This window comes from Microcoleus sp. CAWBG27, assembly GCF_020883145.1.
GTDB lineage: Bacteria > Cyanobacteriota > Cyanobacteriia > Cyanobacteriales > Microcoleaceae > Microcoleus.
In genome coordinates this window covers 4,530-21,999 of sequence record NZ_JAHREU010000058.1, presented here as the reverse complement: position 1 = coordinate 21,999, position 17,470 = coordinate 4,530, and the positions used below count along the sequence as shown (strand labels likewise).

22 protein-coding genes are annotated in these 17,470 nt (G+C 43.2%); 10 read left to right on the top strand and 12 right to left on the bottom strand.

The window, feature by feature from the left end; all coding sequences use genetic code 11:
* Positions 1-82 precede the first annotated feature (82 nt).
* From QZ938_RS25190 to QZ938_RS25175, 4 genes are all read left to right on the top strand, one after another.
* Positions 83-772: a class I SAM-dependent methyltransferase gene (locus tag QZ938_RS25190; protein WP_293353968.1), complete on the top strand. Its 690-nt coding sequence runs from the start codon at positions 83-85 to the stop codon at positions 770-772.
* 131 nt (positions 773-903) lie between these two features.
* Positions 904-1,101 (top strand): hypothetical protein, encoded by a 198-nt coding sequence (locus tag QZ938_RS25185; RefSeq protein WP_293149260.1) that lies wholly within the window; start codon positions 904-906, stop codon positions 1,099-1,101.
* 10 nt (positions 1,102-1,111) lie between these two features.
* Positions 1,112-1,477, top strand: a complete 366-nt coding sequence (locus tag QZ938_RS25180) for a hypothetical protein (protein WP_293353970.1) — start codon at positions 1,112-1,114, stop codon at positions 1,475-1,477.
* Positions 1,478-1,482: 5 nt separating this feature from the next.
* Positions 1,483-1,800, top strand: a complete 318-nt coding sequence (locus QZ938_RS25175; protein WP_293353972.1) for an RNA-binding protein — start codon at positions 1,483-1,485, stop codon at positions 1,798-1,800.
* Positions 1,801-1,820: 20 nt separating this feature from the next.
* On the opposite strand, the gene QZ938_RS25170 is transcribed toward QZ938_RS25175, so the two are convergent.
* Positions 1,821-2,339 carry a hypothetical protein gene (locus tag QZ938_RS25170; protein WP_363318892.1) on the bottom strand — a complete coding sequence of 173 codons (519 nt, stop codon included), beginning with the start codon at positions 2,337-2,339 and terminating at the stop codon, positions 1,821-1,823.
* Positions 2,340-2,608: 269 nt separating this feature from the next.
* Between QZ938_RS25170 and QZ938_RS25165 the strand changes: the two genes are divergently transcribed.
* Entirely contained in the window at positions 2,609-3,112 is a 504-nt protein-coding gene (locus QZ938_RS25165) for a DUF6232 family protein (RefSeq protein ID WP_293353974.1), read from the top strand.
* Positions 3,113-3,164: 52 nt separating this feature from the next.
* On the top strand, positions 3,165-3,614 hold the full coding sequence (locus QZ938_RS25160; protein ID WP_293353976.1) for a hypothetical protein: 450 nt from the start codon (positions 3,165-3,167) through the stop codon (positions 3,612-3,614).
* A 59-nt stretch (positions 3,615-3,673) separates the two neighbouring features.
* On the opposite strand, the gene QZ938_RS25155 is transcribed toward QZ938_RS25160, so the two are convergent.
* The gene (locus QZ938_RS25155; protein ID WP_293353978.1) at positions 3,674-4,069 is read right to left on the bottom strand and encodes a type II toxin-antitoxin system VapC family toxin; all 396 of its coding nucleotides are present in this window, start codon (positions 4,067-4,069) and stop codon (positions 3,674-3,676) included.
* Positions 4,066-4,314 (bottom strand): hypothetical protein, encoded by a 249-nt coding sequence (locus tag QZ938_RS25150; protein WP_293353980.1) that lies wholly within the window; start codon positions 4,312-4,314, stop codon positions 4,066-4,068. The genes QZ938_RS25155 and QZ938_RS25150 overlap by 4 nt, the downstream gene beginning before the upstream one ends.
* A gap of 105 nt (positions 4,315-4,419) precedes the next feature.
* On the opposite strand from QZ938_RS25150, the gene QZ938_RS25145 reads away from it, so the two are divergent.
* From QZ938_RS25145 to QZ938_RS25135, 3 genes are all read left to right on the top strand, one after another.
* A complete protein-coding gene (locus QZ938_RS25145; RefSeq protein ID WP_293353982.1) occupies positions 4,420-4,614 on the top strand; it encodes a hypothetical protein in 195 nt (64 codons plus the stop codon).
* Positions 4,615-4,778: 164 nt separating this feature from the next.
* Complete coding sequence (locus tag QZ938_RS25140; RefSeq protein WP_293353984.1) at positions 4,779-5,672, top strand: Rpn family recombination-promoting nuclease/putative transposase; 894 nt, start codon at positions 4,779-4,781, stop codon at positions 5,670-5,672.
* Between the two features lie 90 nt (positions 5,673-5,762).
* Complete coding sequence (locus QZ938_RS25135; protein WP_293353986.1) at positions 5,763-6,599, top strand: Rpn family recombination-promoting nuclease/putative transposase; 837 nt, start codon at positions 5,763-5,765, stop codon at positions 6,597-6,599.
* Between the two features lie 103 nt (positions 6,600-6,702).
* Here QZ938_RS25135 and ilvA read toward each other — a convergent pair whose 3' ends face one another.
* The 8 genes from ilvA to QZ938_RS25095 all read right to left on the bottom strand — a co-directional run bounded on the left by ilvA (position 6,703) and on the right by QZ938_RS25095 (position 15,207).
* On the bottom strand, positions 6,703-8,214 hold the full coding sequence (gene ilvA, locus QZ938_RS25130) for a threonine ammonia-lyase, biosynthetic (protein WP_293353988.1): 1,512 nt from the start codon (positions 8,212-8,214) through the stop codon (positions 6,703-6,705).
* A 110-nt stretch (positions 8,215-8,324) separates the two neighbouring features.
* Positions 8,325-9,377, bottom strand: coding sequence for an MAE_28990/MAE_18760 family HEPN-like nuclease (locus tag QZ938_RS25125; protein WP_293353990.1), 1,053 nt, complete (start codon positions 9,375-9,377; stop codon positions 8,325-8,327).
* Between the two features lie 6 nt (positions 9,378-9,383).
* Positions 9,384-10,556 (bottom strand): DUF262 domain-containing protein, encoded by a 1,173-nt coding sequence (locus tag QZ938_RS25120; RefSeq protein ID WP_293149242.1) that lies wholly within the window; start codon positions 10,554-10,556, stop codon positions 9,384-9,386.
* A gap of 170 nt (positions 10,557-10,726) precedes the next feature.
* Positions 10,727-11,296: a hypothetical protein gene (locus QZ938_RS25115; protein ID WP_293149240.1), complete on the bottom strand. Its 570-nt coding sequence runs from the start codon at positions 11,294-11,296 to the stop codon at positions 10,727-10,729.
* Positions 11,297-11,476: 180 nt separating this feature from the next.
* A complete protein-coding gene (locus QZ938_RS25110) occupies positions 11,477-12,340 on the bottom strand; it encodes a bifunctional class I SAM-dependent methyltransferase/HIT family protein (RefSeq protein WP_293353992.1) in 864 nt (287 codons plus the stop codon).
* Positions 12,341-12,449: 109 nt separating this feature from the next.
* The gene (locus QZ938_RS25105) at positions 12,450-14,180 is read right to left on the bottom strand and encodes an Hsp70 family protein (protein WP_293353994.1); all 1,731 of its coding nucleotides are present in this window, start codon (positions 14,178-14,180) and stop codon (positions 12,450-12,452) included.
* A 20-nt stretch (positions 14,181-14,200) separates the two neighbouring features.
* Positions 14,201-14,983 carry an XRE family transcriptional regulator gene (locus QZ938_RS25100; protein ID WP_293353996.1) on the bottom strand — a complete coding sequence of 261 codons (783 nt, stop codon included), beginning with the start codon at positions 14,981-14,983 and terminating at the stop codon, positions 14,201-14,203.
* 11 nt (positions 14,984-14,994) lie between these two features.
* Positions 14,995-15,207, bottom strand: a complete 213-nt coding sequence (locus QZ938_RS25095) for a DUF2997 domain-containing protein (RefSeq protein ID WP_293149233.1) — start codon at positions 15,205-15,207, stop codon at positions 14,995-14,997.
* A 79-nt stretch (positions 15,208-15,286) separates the two neighbouring features.
* Between QZ938_RS25095 and QZ938_RS25090 the strand changes: the two genes are divergently transcribed.
* Positions 15,287-16,318, top strand: coding sequence for a low specificity L-threonine aldolase (locus QZ938_RS25090; RefSeq protein ID WP_293353998.1), 1,032 nt, complete (start codon positions 15,287-15,289; stop codon positions 16,316-16,318).
* A 129-nt stretch (positions 16,319-16,447) separates the two neighbouring features.
* Here the strand turns inward: QZ938_RS25090 and QZ938_RS25085 are convergent, their stop codons facing one another.
* Complete coding sequence (locus QZ938_RS25085; RefSeq protein ID WP_293354000.1) at positions 16,448-16,846, bottom strand: DUF4112 domain-containing protein; 399 nt, start codon at positions 16,844-16,846, stop codon at positions 16,448-16,450.
* Positions 16,847-17,470: the final 624 nt, after the last annotated feature.

The following is a 17,470-nucleotide window of genomic DNA, read 5'->3' as shown; positions in this document are numbered from 1 at the left end:
CAGTCCGCATCTTTCAAGGACTTGCATTCCGAACGATCGAACCCGAGCAATCGATCGGACATGATATCAATCAACTAAAAGAATGACGATAAAATCCGATCGAGAGCAACAAATTCAACAAAGTTGGGAAGCTAATGCTGACGCATGGGCGCGGGCGATCGACCAAAATCTGATTGCAAGCCGCCGCGCAGCAACGGATGAGGCTATTCTACAAGCTGTGCTGCGCTACGGGCCTCGGCGAGTGCTGGATGTCGGATGCGGTGAAGGTTGGTTGGGGCGCGCCTTAGCAAAGCACGGTGTAGAGGTGGTTGGAGTTGATGCTTCCCGTGGTTTGATCGATCGAGCTTGTGACAAAGGAGGCGGTTGTTTTCGGGCGATCGGCTACGATGAAATTATTGCCGATCCAGGGATACTCGGTCAACCCTACGATGGGATTGTCTGCAATTTTTCGCTACTCGGTGAGGAAATTGGAGGTTTATTGCGATCGTTACGCCAAGCCACAGTCTCAGACGGACATTTGTTAATCCAGACAGTTCATCCATGCACAGCGTGTCAGCAACAGCCCTATGTTGACGGATGGAAAATCGAGACTTTCGACAATTTCGGCGGAGATTTTCGAGAGCCGATGCCGTGGTATTTTCGCACAGTTAGCTCGTGGTTTCAACAAGTATCGGAATCCGGCTGGAGAGTGTGCGAAATCGAGGAACCGATACATCCACAGACGAAAATTCCTCTTTCCCTGCTACTAATTTGCCAGTCACCAAGCGATTGAAATCGCTTCTTGTCAAACCAAGTCCGAGCAGAGAAGGACTGAAGAGAAGAGAGGAAATTTCGTATAGTGCGATCGATGCGATATAATTAGAGCAAACAGGTAAACGAATATTAGGAAAAAAATACTTACCCATGAACATTACAGAACTCAAGACAGTAGTAAGCAAACTTCCACAAAATCAACTCGCAGAGTTTATCGAATGGCTTGACGAATTTCAAGAACCTCTTTGGGATAAACACATTGAAGAAGATTTGAAAGCAGGCAAATTCGACCCTTTGAAGCGACAAGCAGAACAAGTATTTAGTGAAGGAAAGTGTAGGGAAATTTGAAGCATTTTACATGAAATCTAGTCAGTCAGAATCCCCCCCAATCATTACACTTTACAAAGCACCTCAAAAACGCAAAGGTCAGAAATTACTGAAAGAAGGATTTCAACCAGTCGATTTTCCGTATAATCCTCCTTATGTTGATGGAAATTGCTATTTTGCAGGCCCCCACGATCGAAGTATTGCAGAAGAGTATAATCAAAGCTACAAAGAAGGAATACTGGAGGTTTCAATTGATCGGTCAAGTTATGAGCAGTATTTCAAGTCGCTGGAATATCGCTATGATGAGAAAGACGGTTACGAGCGAATTGAGGTAATTGTACCTCAACGCTTGTTTCCCATACTCAACCAATTTCCACGAGTCCTCAAAGCATACTGAATATTATGGATAGTCAAAGCTGGGAACAAATTAAGTTAAAGTACAGACTGGGGCAATTTTTGCTGGGTAAAGTTGAATATCATGCTCCCTTTGGAGTGTTTGTTAATATTGGTGAAGATGGTGTCAAAGGTTTGATTAAAATTCCAGACTTTTTGGATAATGGAGAGATGAGTGAAGAGATGTATCCTGAAATCGGTAGTGCGATCGGTGCAATTATTGTCGGATATAATGAGGCTAATTGTGGTGAAGTATATCTTAGTGCGAAGCCTAGTGTTTTGCATGAAATTCTTGTGCCGCTGAGAAGTCGTCCGGTGCTGGTTTGAAATAATTAGGTATGCTAATTTTACCGATCGCCATCCACCCGCTTAACCTGCTCTAAAGGTATATCTAGCGCTTCGGCAATTTGCTCATCGCTTAAGCCAAACTGCCGTAATTTATCTATTGTTTCAATCTTAGTTTGATTCTTGCTTTCCTGCTGCAAGTCGGGAGTTTCCGGCTGACTTTCATCTGGGGTAGGAGTGGTTTGTTCGGAACCCATGTTTACACAGCCGATTATATTATTATTACTATTAAAGCTTCGAGTACCCAAAGAAATATTTAGAGCACCTTGCCGTTCTACGACAGATTTAAGATTTTTTTTATCAACTTCTTCATCAAAGATATCAGATAACATTTGCAAAAGCTCATAACCTACATCCTTAGCATGACCCGGTGAACAACCACAATTTTCTGCAATGTCATCATACTTTTGACGCTTCAGCGTGCCTTCGATAATTCCGCGTTGCAAGTCATTTAAGCGTTTGCGTGTCTTGGCGTAGACAGCATCATCTATAAATTGAAGTATTTCTTGGAGGCGCATCATCCGGGATGTGGGAGGACATTAGTTATTATAGCCGACTTTATCCGTATTATTCCGTCCCGATCCGTCTTTTTTTGTTTTTTCCGTTGTTTACAATAATTTAATAAAAATCCGTCTTTTTCCGCTTTTAATTTTTTAGCGATCGGTTTAGTATCAATAAATCTGAGGCAAGCATCTTACTAGAGTGTTTACTGACAGGTGCGTAGTTGTGCCTCAGATCTGAAAAGGGTGTCGTCACATAGCATCAAACATCAATTTTATAGGTATAATAAATGGCAACATCAAATCCCTTGGGAAGTAGTCAGAGCATCAGTTTAGAACGAAATCAAGTTATTACTATAACCCAAAGAACAGTTCGTTTTTCAAATACTGTTTATCAAACTCACAATATAACAAGTTTTAGTGAAGGAGCGGTCGATATTGGAACGATTCCTTGGTCGATAATTGTCAGTGTTTTTTTTGCTTCACTGATAGTTGGTATAGGTAACAGTGCACTAGGTGGTTTGTTGATATTGGTTGCAATTGGAGGTGTAGCTTGGAACTTGACAAAGCCCAAATACCACGGTTTGTTAATTACTCTAAATTCAGGTGATAAAACGCTATTTGTTACGGATGAACTAGGAAAACTCAAACAGATAGTTTTAGGTATATATGATTTTATAGAACAAGAAAAAAACAACGTATCTTATGAAATATGTATCAATAATAGTGAAGTAAAAGGTAACTTTATACAAGGAGATGTCGGTGGTAATGCTTTGTTTGGCTCCGATAGATAACTGAGTCGAACGAATGATAAATCAAACTCAATCACTTAGGAGGATATTAACTATGGAATCAAAATCTGTAAAAATGGATAACAGCAGTTTTACTGGAAACTTGGTTCAAGGAAACGTCGATGGAAACGTAGAGTATAAACCCGTATCGGAGAGTAAATTAATGTCACAAACCTCCTATAATAATCATGGTCAGGTTGGGGCTATGGGTGAGAATGCCAGATCTGACAACAACACTTTTGTCCAACAATCAGAACAGAAACAAACTCTTGCTGCTTCAGCAAAAGAAATTCAAGAACTTCTCAAACAATTAGAGGTAAGTAATCCCACCGCTACTGATGCGGAAAAGATTGCTCATGTTAATGATGAAACTACCCCCAGTTTCAAGCGACGTGCAGTTGGTGCATTGCAGGCTGGTGGTGAAGCTGCGATCGAAGAGTTTTTAGACAATCCCTATGTCAATGTCGGGAAGGCGATCGTCAAAGGCTGGATAAAACCAGAATAGATTGTGGTGTGCGAGGATCGATCGCCCTTACCAACAAACCAAAGTGCGATCGCTCGTAACTACCAAATCGTTTCAACGTGAGGATAGCTCAGAATCTTCTCATCGCAAGTAACCAACGGAATATCATACCGCCGCGCGATCACTACTAAAATGCGATCGGCTGGATCTTTGTGAAACTCCCCTGGAAGCTGCGTACTTTCGATCGCATCCAGCGGATTTAATCGCTCAATGACTATACCTGAATGAGTTCTCGCTTGTGCGTACCAATCTGCGATCGGCAAAGGTAAAGTAAGCTTTCCCAGACTCGATTTCACGGCAATTTCCCAAACTGAAATTGCAGAAACCAATAAACCGCTTTGGTTTTCCTCAGCCTCGATCGCACGATTTGCCGCCACAGATAAATTACTCGGATCGTGCAGCAACCACAGCCAAATATGTGTATCCAGTAAAATCATGTACCCAGCGCATCCCATAAATCCGGCATCGGCTCATCAAAATCCTCGGCAATTACCAAGGGCATCCCGCGCAGAGGATAATGCTTTTGCGCTGTCAATCCAGCACTCGAAATCTCAGCAGAGTCGATCGACACAGAAGGCTCAGAGTGCGACAACCGCGTCTGACGCAAAAAACTCAATAGCACCTGAAGTACATCATCTGATGCTTGCTCAATCTCATTGATTAGCTCTTCCCGGAGTGTCACGATCGCACATTCTCCTTGCTAGACTTCTGTACCCATTATAATTTCCAATAGCAGCTTTATGCTAGGCGATCGCGCCAATTAGTTGTTTACTAACTTCTGACAACGATGACACTAACAGAATTACTCCCTACAATTAGACAACTTTCTGCGATCTACAAACGAGAGTTAATCCGCATTCTCCTGGCGAAAGAAGATATCAGTGAGGATATTTTTCCTTTGGAACCTTACAAGATTTACTACCTACCAACGCCCTACGAGAATTTTGGTGCTGGTGCAGCTTTGATGCAGGCAATGAATTAGGACTTCGCATGGGGTTCAGAAACCGGGTTTTTTGCCAAATCTGCTGGTTTCAACCCGTATTTTCGTAAAAAACCCGGTTTCTTTTCGGAGTGTGCCCTAACCCCAAAAATTAAGCTCGCCCGATGATAGAATCGAAATAGCGAGATCCATTTCCGATTCCCACCATGACATTCATCAACCCCAAAACCGATTACGCCTTCAAAAAAATATTTGGTTCCTCAGAAAGCAAAGACATTCTCATCAGTTTCCTCAACGCCATAATTTACGAAGGCAATCCGACTATTGCAGACTTAGAAATTATCAACCCCAACCTGCCGCCACAAGTAGAAGGCTTAAAAGACTCCTCTTTAGATGTCAAAGCCAAGCTGGCAGACGACACTCTAGTCATCATTGAAATGCAGGTATTAAACGTCGAGTCTTTCGGACAAAGAATCTTGTACAACGCAGCGAAAACCTACGCCTCTCAATTGCAGAAAGGACAAGGATATCGAATGCTCAGACCAGTAATTGCTTTAACAATAACTGATTTTGATATGTTTAAAAATAGCAACAACTTAATTTCGCGATTTGTCTACAAAGAAGAGGTTTCTAACTTACCATATCCCGATAACGATCTCAAGTTAGTATTTGTAGAATTACCAAAGTTCACCAAAACAGTAGACCAACTAGAAACTCTAGCAGATAAATGGCTCTATTTCATGAAATACGCGGTAACGCTCGCGGAAATCCCGCCAGTAATGGATAGCGTCCCCGAAATCCATCAAGCTTTTGACATCGCCGATCGAGTGAATTTAAGCCTGGAGGAAATAGCAAATATCGAACGGCAAGAAATGTTTATTTACGACCAGCAAGGCACGATAATTAAAGCCGAGCGAGACGCTAGACAAGAAGGCAGACAAGAAGGCAGACAAGAAGGTATACAAGAAGGCAGACAAGAAGGCAGACAAGAAGAAAAACAGGCGATCGCACGACAGTTACTCGATCGCCTAGATGACGCAACCATCGCCCAAATAACCGGACTTAGCGTTCAGGATGTGCAGAATTTGCGATCGGAATGAGATTTATTTCAAAAAGGGCGATCGCACCCGTCAAGTTCCATCGCCCTTTTGATAGAATCGAAATAGCGAGATCCATTCCCGATTCCCACCATGACATTCATCAACCCCAAAACCGATTACGCCTTCAAAAAAATATTTGGTTCCTCAGAAAGCAAAGACATTCTCATCAGTTTCCTCAACGCCATAATTTACGAAGGCAATCCGACTATTGCAGACTTAGAAATTATCAACCCCAACCTGCCGCCACAAGTAGAAGGCTTAAAAGACTCCTCTTTAGATGTCAAAGCCAAGCTGGCAGACGACACTCTAGTCATCATTGAAATGCAGGTATTAAACGTCGAGTCTTTCGGACAAAGAATCTTGTACAACGCAGCGAAAACCTACGCCTCTCAATTGCAGAAAGGACAAGGATATCGAATGCTCAGACCAGTAATTGCTTTAACAATAACTGATTTTGATATGTTTAAAAATAGCAACAACTTAATTTCGCGATTTGTCTACAAAGAAGAGGTTTCTAACTTACCATATCCCGATAACGATCTCAAGTTAGTATTTGTAGAATTACCAAAGTTCACCAAAACAGTAGACCAACTAGAAACTCTAGCAGATAAATGGCTCTATTTCATGAAATACGCGGTAACGCTCGCGGAAATCCCGCCAGTAATGGATAGCGTCCCCGAAATCCATCAAGCTTTTGACATCGCCGATCGAGTGAATTTAAGCCTGGAGGAAATAGCAAATATCGAACGGCAAGAAATGTTTATTTACGACCAACAAGGCACGATAATTAAAGCTGAGCGAGACGCTAGACAAGAAGAAAAACAGGCGATCGCACGGCAATTACTCGATCGCCTAGATGACGCAACCATAGCCCAAATAACCGGACTTAGCGTTCAGGATGTGCAGAATTTGCGATCGCAAGTTTGATGCGTCGAAAACCAGACATGACATTGTTCGCGTCCAATCTCTTAGTCTGCGGAGGCAGACTTCGTTTGTATAGACGCGGTTTCAACCGCCGGGCCAAAAACCCCTACCTCAAAAACAACTTATAAGCCGGATTTTGACTCTCATCCCCATACTGATAGCCCAGCGTATCCAAAAAAGCCTGCCACTCCTGCATCTCATCCGGCGGTACTTGAATTCCCACCACAATTCGCCCGTAATCAGCGCCGTTATTCCGATAGTGAAAAACGCTGATATTCCAATTAGGACTCATCGAACCCACAAACTTCATCAACGCACCCGGACGTTCGGGAAACTCAAAGCGATAAAACAACTCATTATCTGCTAGCATCGAACGGCCGCCCACCATATGCCGCAAGTGCAATTTCGTTAATTCATCATCAGTTAAATCCAAAGTTTTAAAGCCGCAATCTTCAAAACTCGCTGCTATTTTTACAGCATCAGCGCGGTTTTGAATTTGGACGCCGATAAAAATATGTGCTGCTTTCTCATCCGCAATTCGATAGCTAAATTCAGTTAGATTGCGCTTTCCCAAACATTCGCAAAACCTGCGGAGACTTCCCGGTTGTTCGGGAATTGTGACAGCAAAAATAGCTTCGCGGCGTTCGCCAAACTCTGCCCTTTCTGCTACAAACCGCAGGCGATCGAAATTCATGTTCGCGCCGCAAGCAACCGCAATTAATGTTTCCCCTGCGATTTGTTCCCGTTCCACATAAGCTTTTGCACCTGCGATAGCCAATGCGCCAGCCGGTTCTAAGATCGATCGCGTATCCTCAAAAACATCCTTAATCGCCGCACAAATATCATCCGTATCCACTAAAATAATCTCATCCACATACTCCTGACAAAGCCGAAAAGTTTCCTCCCCAACTTCCCGCACCGCAACGCCGTCAGCAAATAAACCCACCTGCGACAACCGCACCCGTTTACCCGCTTTCAGCGATTGATTCATCGCATCGGAATCGACAGGTTCCACACCAATAATCTTAATTTCCGGGCGCAACCGCTTGATATAAGCCGCAATTCCCGAAATCAATCCACCGCCACCAATTGCTACAAAAATTGCGTGAATTGGTTTTTGATGTTGCCGGAGAATTTCCATGCCGATCGTACCCTGTCCCGCAATCACGTGCGGATCGTCAAAAGGGTGAATAAAAGTCATGCCTTTTTCGGCCTCTAATTGGCGCGCAAAAGCGTAGGCATCATCATAGGTATCCCCATGCAAAATCACCTCTCCACCGCGCGCTATCACCGCATTAACCTTCACCTGCGGCGTCGTTACGGGCATGACGATAATCGCGCGAGTTCCCAGGTGGCGGGCGGCGAGGGCGACTCCTTGGGCGTGATTTCCAGCAGAAGCTGCGATCGCACCTTGTGCTAGCAAATCCGGCGACAGTTGCGCCATTTTGTTGTACGCGCCCCGCAGTTTGAAGGAAAACACAGACTGCATATCTTCGCGTTTCAGCAGCAGTTTATTGTTGAGCCGTGTTGATAGATTGGGGGCTACTTCTAGGGGGGATTCTTGAGCAACATCGTAGACGCGGGCGGTGAGGATTTGTACTAGGTAATCACAAAGCATGGGCTGGGGGGTGAGTAGATGCGGGATGGTGGGATAATTGTACGGTATTTGTGTTAGTGTGTTGCGGGGAATGGCGATCGGGCTTCGCAGCTACGAAAGATTCAGTCAACTCACTCGGATGTCGTTACATAAATAGTCAAACCAACTCTGGCATCGCGATCGAACTTTAAGCCTAATTCTGTTTCCGAGGCTATCTCCACACGATTTTGAGACAGATCGTTAAGCTGAATGCTCTCAATTTTAGCAGAGTAGCAGTACGACAATTCCTTATTAACTAAAACAAGAAAAACACTTTCTCCTACAGTTAATGTAACTTCCTTAACTTTCGCTACACCTGCTTGTGGCTTTTTGAACCACTCAGTAATGTTTCCAATCTCCCTTACCAATCCTCTATCTATCTGGAGTAAAATTATATTATAGGTCACTAAATCGGCAAGGGATTTGCATAAAGCCTCAACAAAATCAGCTAAGTCCAACAGTTCTTGAATTCCCAATATCTCGTTTACAGAGCCGTGTGCTGCTTTATTACGATAGTCAACCAGTTGTTTTAGTTCTCCTTCTGCCGAGTTTTGACGGCTGCGAACTTCCTCTACAAAATATTTAATTTCTTTGTGGTTGATTACCCATTTCCATGCCTCATCAATTCCCGCATTTCTCAAAAGTGTTTCTAACACTTCCTTCCGTAAATTTTGCTCTCGCATTAGGAAAGCATCAGGAAGTAGCTGGTATTTTCCAGTGTCAGTAATTCCACAGGATAATCCTTGTACTACCTGCTCAACTGAAAGGTGTTGAAACCTATTCTTTTTGATGTCAATCAATAAACGCCCTATACCCTCTCGATGGGTATTTTGGATTTGTTCTCCTAAATCTGAATAACGCGGAACCAAATCGGGCATCAGTCGCAACCAATCCGAAATTAAATCCTCAACAAAGCGCTCGTAAATAGCATACAATCGGGTTACTACGGCACAGCGTTCGTAAATTTGCCATTCTCGTTTGCCAGGGATTACTTCTATTAATGCGGCAAATTCCGGATTTTCTTTCAACTGTTTTATATCTGAACTGTCTTGAAATACGATTTTTCTAAGTCTATCGTTAGTCTTTATCATCGAACGGACAGTAGAAATTTTGAGGCTGACTGTCTTGAGAAGCTCGTCAAACATCGCAAGTTACTCTCCGATCACTTGCGAAAGCATTTCGTCAAATATCCCGATTCGCTCCTGAATCTCTGCCTTGGTTTTTCCGCCTCCTGTGAGAAGACGAGATTCAGGTTTTTTAAAGATATTCTTTGTCTCTTCAATAATTCGGTCTTTTAGAGCAATTAATCTTTTTTCATGTTGCAAGTACCTACTTAAACCCACCATAATTGCATCATAATATGCTTTATAAGTCTTGTTTGACCAAGTTTGAGTTTTCTGGTCAAATGGTTTGAATAAATGCTCTCCGTAAATTAGGTGAGCTATTGTGATAGTTTTGAGAAAAATAGATTCCAAATAATTGATATCTTCCTCATCAAAATTTAAACTTCTCATCATGTACAAATCTAAAAAGCCTTCCATTCCCCGTTGGTAATTATCAACATTTCTGAGAGCAAAAAAACGCAGAACTAACTCAGCATCTTCCATTTTTTTATAAAGGGTATTTTTCTCCAATTCGGGGCTGTTATCCTGTGTCGGAATTCCCCAAGCTTCTGCAAACATGGGATGGCGCGATAATTTTAGCAACAGTTCATTGAACTTTCCATAATACAAACAGTTTCGCACTTCCTGTTGACTTAAATCTACGCCTCCAGTGTTAAGGCGCTCGAAGGTTTTTTGTTTTAAGAATAGAGCCTCTTCAGGATCGGAGGTTGATTCTGCAATAATTACTGTAGATGATATAGAACGACGGTCGATACCTGCTCTAATTTTTTGAGGAAGTTGATTGTAGGTACGTCCATTTAATTCAGGCCAAAGTTCCAGCCCTGTTAATGAAAGCTTGTTTTCATAAAAATCCTGAATCGCAGTAATTCTTTGTTGACCATCCATAACCTCATATGAATAGTATTCTTTTTCGTATAAAATTATTGATGGAACTGGAATATTGACTAGAAATGATTCGATTAGTTTGGATTGCATTTTGGTAGTCCAACGTGCCCTTCTTTGGTAAAATGGTCGCACTTCCATATAACCAGGCTGCTTTAAAGCCTGGACAAAACTCGGAAGCTTTTCACGGTTGATTTCAGTAAGAATTCTATTCTCTCTTAACTCGTATTTATGGTTAATTTCACTATCGGATATTTTAGTGCGAGTTTTTGCTGGCGAACTCTCCCACATTTTTTGTTCAAATGATGCGAGCTGCATTTCCGTAGTCTCCCTAAGCACAACTTGTTAATAATTATAGCATTTTCATGATTAGCCGATCGACTCAAATCTATCAAACTTGCGATCGTCAATTATTTGAGATCCCCGACTTCTTCAAGAACTCAGGGATACACAGCAACAAAACCCGAAGCTTCCAACCCTGCATATCTCTAATCAGGACGCGCAAAACCCGTTCGAGGGTCACTAATAAACAAACCCAAAACCAGCGAGTCCATCACCGTATCCCAGACAGGAGTCAAACGTTCAGCATCATCAACCCAGTAATCAAAAGTAATCAAACACTGAACATTAGAACCCAATCCGATACAGATTCGCGAATAAGCTTCCCGCTGTTCTGGAGGGTCGATAAACTTAAATTCAGTCCAAACAACCCGAGCAGTTTGCCGCTTCAATTGAATGATTTCCCCAGGATCGATCGGATTTCTGGTATCATCTTCAACTATCTTCTGTAATAGCGGTACCAGCGGAAATTCTCCCCAATTACCAGGAGGTAACAAATTAAACGAAACCTCCAAACAACAATCATCATCCGGCGGTTTCTTATCCGTAAACCGGAACGACTTTGTATCCGGTTCAAAATGCCAATCTTGGGGGACATCAAAGCGGACTGCACCTCTTCCAGCGACAAAGATGCGAGTTCCAGGCTTTGACTTCCAATTGTGGTCTTCTTTGAGCTCTAGAGTTTCCTTGAGCCATTCTTGCTTTTTGCGCTTAGACATAAACAAAACACCAAATTACTGCTAATGTGTAGTTTGAGACTTGGTTAACACATTTTAACTCTATTTTGCTCGCCCTTTGCTCAAATATAATAATCATTACAAAAATTATAAATTTCTTTCTTCTCTATTTCTCCGCCTTCTCTATTTCTCCCCGGTTTAAAAAAATACTTTCACAAATTCCTAATTTTTATTTTTAACTTGAGGAATCACATATCTAATGCCGCCTTTATTTCCCGCCGCATCACCTCGGTAGCGGGGGATAACATGAATCGCAGCGTGACTGCGACTTTGACCCGCATCTTTATTAATATTGATTCCGACATTAAAACCATCAGGCTGAAACTCTTTAGTTAAAATTTCTTGCACCTTATTAGCCATAAACCAGCAAGCCGATTGCTCTCGAAACGGCAATTCAAAATAATTTGCAGTGTGACGTTTTGGAACAATTAAAACATGACCTTTGCTAGCGGGATAACCGTCAAAAATTGCATAGGCTGTCGCTGATTCTGTCAGTAAAGTTAGGTTTTTGTACGGATTGCAGAATATGCAGTTATTCGTGGAATTTCTTTGATGGTTGTAATGCACGTATTCGTAGATTTCGCAAGACTCATTTAAGAGAGACGACTTAAATGGAAGTTTGACAATGCACTGATAGGTAGGTTTTTTGTGTACGTAGTGTTCTCGAAAACCTTCTTTTTTGATATCCCTTCTCACGGCAAAATATGCTTTACCTCCTGGTTTTAACAGGTGCGACACTTCCATCAGCACATTCGCTTGTTCTTCGGGAAACAAGACATTCAAAACATAAAAGCAAATGATAGTATCAAATTTATGTTCGGGAAATTCAGGAAAATAATAAGAGTCGTAACCTGCAATATCAAAGCCTTTTTGCTGCAACAATTTAACATCGCTGCCGAAGCCGCACCCAAAATCTAAAACTTTACCTTGAAGCAAGTTTTGCTCTAATAAAAATCTTGCCGGAAATGACAGGTAAATTCTTTCAATTGCTGTGAGGTGGCTGAATTTATTTTGTTGCTTCTTCATGGCGACATAAACTTGATTTAAATCGATATTCTTCAGTCCGCGGAGCCGGACTTTGTTTGTGTAGAAGCGATTTCAATCGCCGAATTTTATCTTAATAACAATTGTATCATTATTGCAGTTTGGCGATCGCACTTCTATCCACCAACACCTTACCAGTCAGCAAATCCCGCACCGTAGCTAACAACACGCGCCTTTCATCCACCTCAAAACTCACCGAAACCCTGTCAATACCCAAGACTCCGGGCGGGTTCAAATGCGCCACACAAACCTGCTGGTGGTGGCTTTCCAAAGAACGAAAATCGCTGTGTTTGTTGAGCAAACTGCTCGTCATTTGCCCTTTTTCGTTAAAAGTAACCTCTGCTTGCGACACCTCCGCAACTTCTCCAATATCTAACCTAATTTCCCTTTGACCTTCAATGGCAACTTGCAGCGTCAACTCTTCGGAACTTTCACAAGGATACTTCATTTCTTTGCTAAAAATCGGCGAATAAGTATAAGCTTTAGCATAAGGTTCCCAGAGGCGAATTGCATAGGTGTGGCGCAAATAATCGTCAACACTCGCCAATTGTGTCAAGGCTAAAGCGCCGTGGGCTACAGCTTCAAAAGGCTTATCAGTTTTAACTTTTTGCCGCCCAAAATAGGAAACCACTAAATTAGATACAGCCGGAATCATAGAAGTTCCTCCTACCAGCAAAACCTGTTCGATATCTGCTTTGCCGATCCCTTTTCCCAGCGCAATGCTCAACACTTCGTCTAAAGCTTCCCGCAATTGTTCCAACAACTGCCGAGATTCCAGGATTTCTTCAAGCTGATCTCGGTTTAGCACCAAGTCATGGGACATAAAATTCTCGTCGTCAAACCAACTTTCCTTCGCCTCATTAACTTGAGACACTTGAATCTTTAACTTTTCCGCTATTTCTAATAAATTTTGCCAGCCCACGCCGCCGACTTCTGCCCGCGACGAACCAATTTGCCGCAAATAATCTTCCACAATCCAGATGTCAATATCTTCGCCGCCGACATAAGCATCCGATTTTGCCAATACTTCGGCACGCACCCCCCCCAGCCCCCCCTTGCTAAGGGGGGGAGCAAGATTTGTCTCCCCTTTACTAAGGGGGGGAGCAAGATTTGTCTCCCCTTTGCTAAGGGGGGGAGCAAGATTTGTCTCCCCTTTGCTAAGGGAAGGATCGAAATTTCTCCCCCCCTTTATAAGGGGGGGTAAGGGGGGGGTAACAGCAGTACGGACTAAACTTAAATCTAAAGTTCCGCCGCCAAAATCGACTACTAAAACTAGAGAGCCGGGGCGTTGTACGGCATATCCCAGGGCGGCGGCGGTGGATTCATCTATTAGCTGAACTTCCTCAACTCCGAGAGATTCTGCTAAGTCGCGAAACCAATCAAGATATCGCTCAAATGCTCCGACTGGTACTGTAAAAATTAATTTGTCTGGTTGTATGTTTTGCTGATATAATTGTTTCCATATAGTTCTGATAAATTGTTCAGCTACTGATTCCGGCGTGTAGCTTTCACCGTCTATATTGCGTGCTGGGGGCTGATAATCGGCAGCCAAGTCGCGTTTAAAAGCTTTGAAAAAGCGGTCGGGCTGGGATTGTCCTAAACGCTGCGATCGCACTTTTTCTCCCAATAGCAACTCTCCCGCATTTTTCACAAACACTAAAGTCGGCACTACAGGTATTTCTCGCACATCTGGGTTCGATTTATTGGTCTTGAAAATGCGGGACATTTCGCCCAATCTCAAAGTTTCTGGTGTTTGCGTATCCGGGTTGAGAATGCAAACAACCGTGTTGCTGGTACCGAAGTCTATTGCAACTGTAGTCATGTCTATTTTAGATTTTCAATTTAATTTGTTATTCCCGGTGGAAGGCTGCGACTAACTTTAGCTGGAGCAAGAATTTGCTCTCCATCCCGATAGCCGACAAACCGAATATAAACTAACTCTCCTTCTGTTATATCTTCAACATCCGGCTGGTGCAACTGCGGATTGTAAGCAACTTGTTCCCAAGCTGAACCAATTGTTTCAAAATCCCAACTTGACAAGAGATTTTCTAGAGGCGTAAACAAAGCAGAGAGATTTTTGGCGGGCATATTCGGCTTGGCTTCTGCCATTTTGCGGGCGGCGGGATAGTTGGTTAACAAAGTTTGTAACTGTTCAAAGGTGGCGCGGCGAAAATCGGCTGTGAGTTGAGTTTTTTGTTGCTGCAATTCTTCGCGCAGCCGGAAACACTGCTGTTTCAATTCTTCGATTTCGCTGGGATTCGTGGTGGCTTCAGGCGATAGGGGCAGTGCGCTTAAAGTGCGATCGAATTCCTGGAAATTTAAATTTAGCACAGTTGCCAGCCGCCGCAATTGGTCTAGGGTGAGTTTTCCCACGTCTCCCTGCCGTACTAGGCGCACCCCGAACCGACTTAATCCGGCTTTTTCGCCTAAATCTTGCCAATCGACGATATCTAGCTGATTCATGCGTTCCCGGAGGATTGTATCGTACTTAAAGTCGATCGCATCTCCGGCCTCGGATGCAGCATAAAGGTACACTAAAATTAGAAAAATGCCCCCGACAGCTAGCGCGATACCGAAGGCAGGCCCTGTTGTTATATCAACTGTTGCACCGAGGAAATAGAACATTGTTAATTTTTCTAAACTTGTTTTAAAGTCTGAGTTTGTTCGGCGGTCAAATTTTCTTCGCCTTCATAGTATGCTGGCAGCAAGTCTTGAGATTCTACTTTGCCGAGGGCGGTTTCAATTCCGGCGGTGGTTTCGGTGCAACTCGAACCGGTGGCGTTGAGGACGGTTTCGGTAATTTTGCCGTCTTTGCCGATGCGGTATTCTATTTGGCGGTACTCTGCCATAGTTCCTCTTGGTTTAATTTTTGACGGTTGACTTTTGACTGTTGAGTTATATTATAGATTCTGTTTACCAATTATTCAAATGAATTTTTGTAGCGACAATGCAACCGGGGTTTCGCCGGAAATTATGGCAGCGATTGCAGCGGCTAATTGCGGTGCAGTTATGTCCTATGGAGATGATGAATATACGCAGCGTTTGCAAGTTAAATTTTCGGATTTGTTCGAGACATCTGTGACGGTTTTTCCCGTAGCCACCGGTTCTGCTGCTAATGCTTTAGCCCTGGCGGTGATGACTCCTGCTTACGGGGCTGTTTACTGTCACGCCCAATCTCATATTAATCTGGATGAATGCGGCGCGCCGGAGTTTTTTACAGGCGGTGCAAAGTTAGTTACAATAACAGGAAGTGATGGTAAGATAGAGGCAGAGACTTTAGGTGAAATAGTCGATCGCGCTGGTGCAGGAGTAGTCCACCACGTACAGCCCGCCGCCGTCAGCATCACCCAAGCCACAGAAGCCGGCACAGTCTACAATCCAGCGGAAATTGCCCAGATTTCGGAGGTTGTTCGCAGCCATAATTTGCACCTGCATATGGATGGAGCTCGCTTTGCTAATGCTGTTGTGAGTTTGGGCTGTTCTCCTGCGGATATCACTTGGCGCGCTGGTGTGGATATTCTCTCATTTGGAGCGACAAAAAACGGCGCAATGGCTGCGGAAGCTGTGGTATTTTTCGATCGAGAATTAGCAAAAACTTTCCCATTTTACCGCAAGCGCAGCGGGCATCTGTTCTCAAAGATGCGGTTTTTGTCGGCGCAGTTGGAAGCATATATAACGGATGATTTGTGGCTAAAAAATGCGACTCACGCCAATAAGATGGCAGCTAAATTAGCCGAAGGTTTGGCCGGAGTTGAGAAAGTCAAGTTTTGCCATCCCGTCGAAGCTAACGAGATTTTTGTGCAGCTTCCCGAATCAGTGATTGCAGCAGCTTTGAGTCATGGTTTTCAGTTTTATCGGTGGGATAACTCTACTGTCAGACTGGTAACAGCTTTTAATACTAAAGAAGAAGATGTTAATGCTTTTGTTGATTTGTGTAAAGGCGAGCTTTTCCATATTTAAAGGTTTGTAGTGAGGGCTTTAGTCCTTCTTGGATGCGGACTAAAGTCCTCACTACAAACCTAGAGTTTAAAGGTTCGTAGTGAGGACTTTAGTCCTTCTTGGATGCGGACTAAAGTCCTCACTACGAACCTAGAGTTTAATCGATTCAGGAATAGGTTCTGCAACTGCTGCTAATTCGGGTTCCTCTGCTTCGAGGTGCGCTTCCAAAAGTGCCAGATTTCTCATGTTTGACTTATAAAAAGCATCGAAGATATCCCCGACTAAAGGCACTGAGCCAATAACAGCTTCTAAACCAATATTGTAAATCATTTTGCCTAGAGTTTTGGGCGGAATGTTGAATTGAGTTGCCAAATAAATTAAGTAGGCAGAAAACGCAGTATCTACTATATCGCCAGCACCGGGAACTAAACCAATAATTGGATCTAAGCCAATGCGAAATTTAGTACCGGGGATGCCAATGGCGGTATCCATCAGGCGACTGAGTTTGCGGATGCGGTTAAGGGTGGCAAGACGCTCTATTTTGTTCATATTATTATTGTTGGACTAGCTGGAAAAAACGACATCAGTCCGAAGACAGAAAAAAGTATCGCCCTGACAGGTTCGTAGTGAGGACTTCAGTCCTCTTCAAATCAGAAAGGACTCGCATTCCTCACTACAAACTTTATAACAGGTTCGTAGTGAGGACTTCAGTCCTCTTCAAATCAGAGAGGACTGAAGTCCTCACTACAAACTTTATAACCGGTTCGTAGTGAGGACTTCAGTCCTTTTCAAATCAGAGAGGACTGAAGTCCTCACTACAAACTTTATAACCGGTTCGTAGTGAGGACTTCAGTCCTCTTCAAATCAGAGAGGACTGAAGTCCTGACTACAAACTTTATAACCGGTTCGTAGTGAGGACTTCAGTCCTCTTCAAATCAGAGAGGACTGAAGTCCTGACTACAAACTTTATAACCGGTTCGTAGTGAGGACTTCAGTCCTCTTCAAATCAGAAAGGACTCGCATTCCTCACTACAAACTTTATAACAGGTTCGTAGTGAGGACTTCAGTCCTCTTCAAATCAGAGAGGACTGAAGTCCTGACTACAAACTTTATAACCGGTTCGTAGTGAGGACTTCAGTCCTCTTCAAATCAGAGAGGACTGAAGTCCTGACT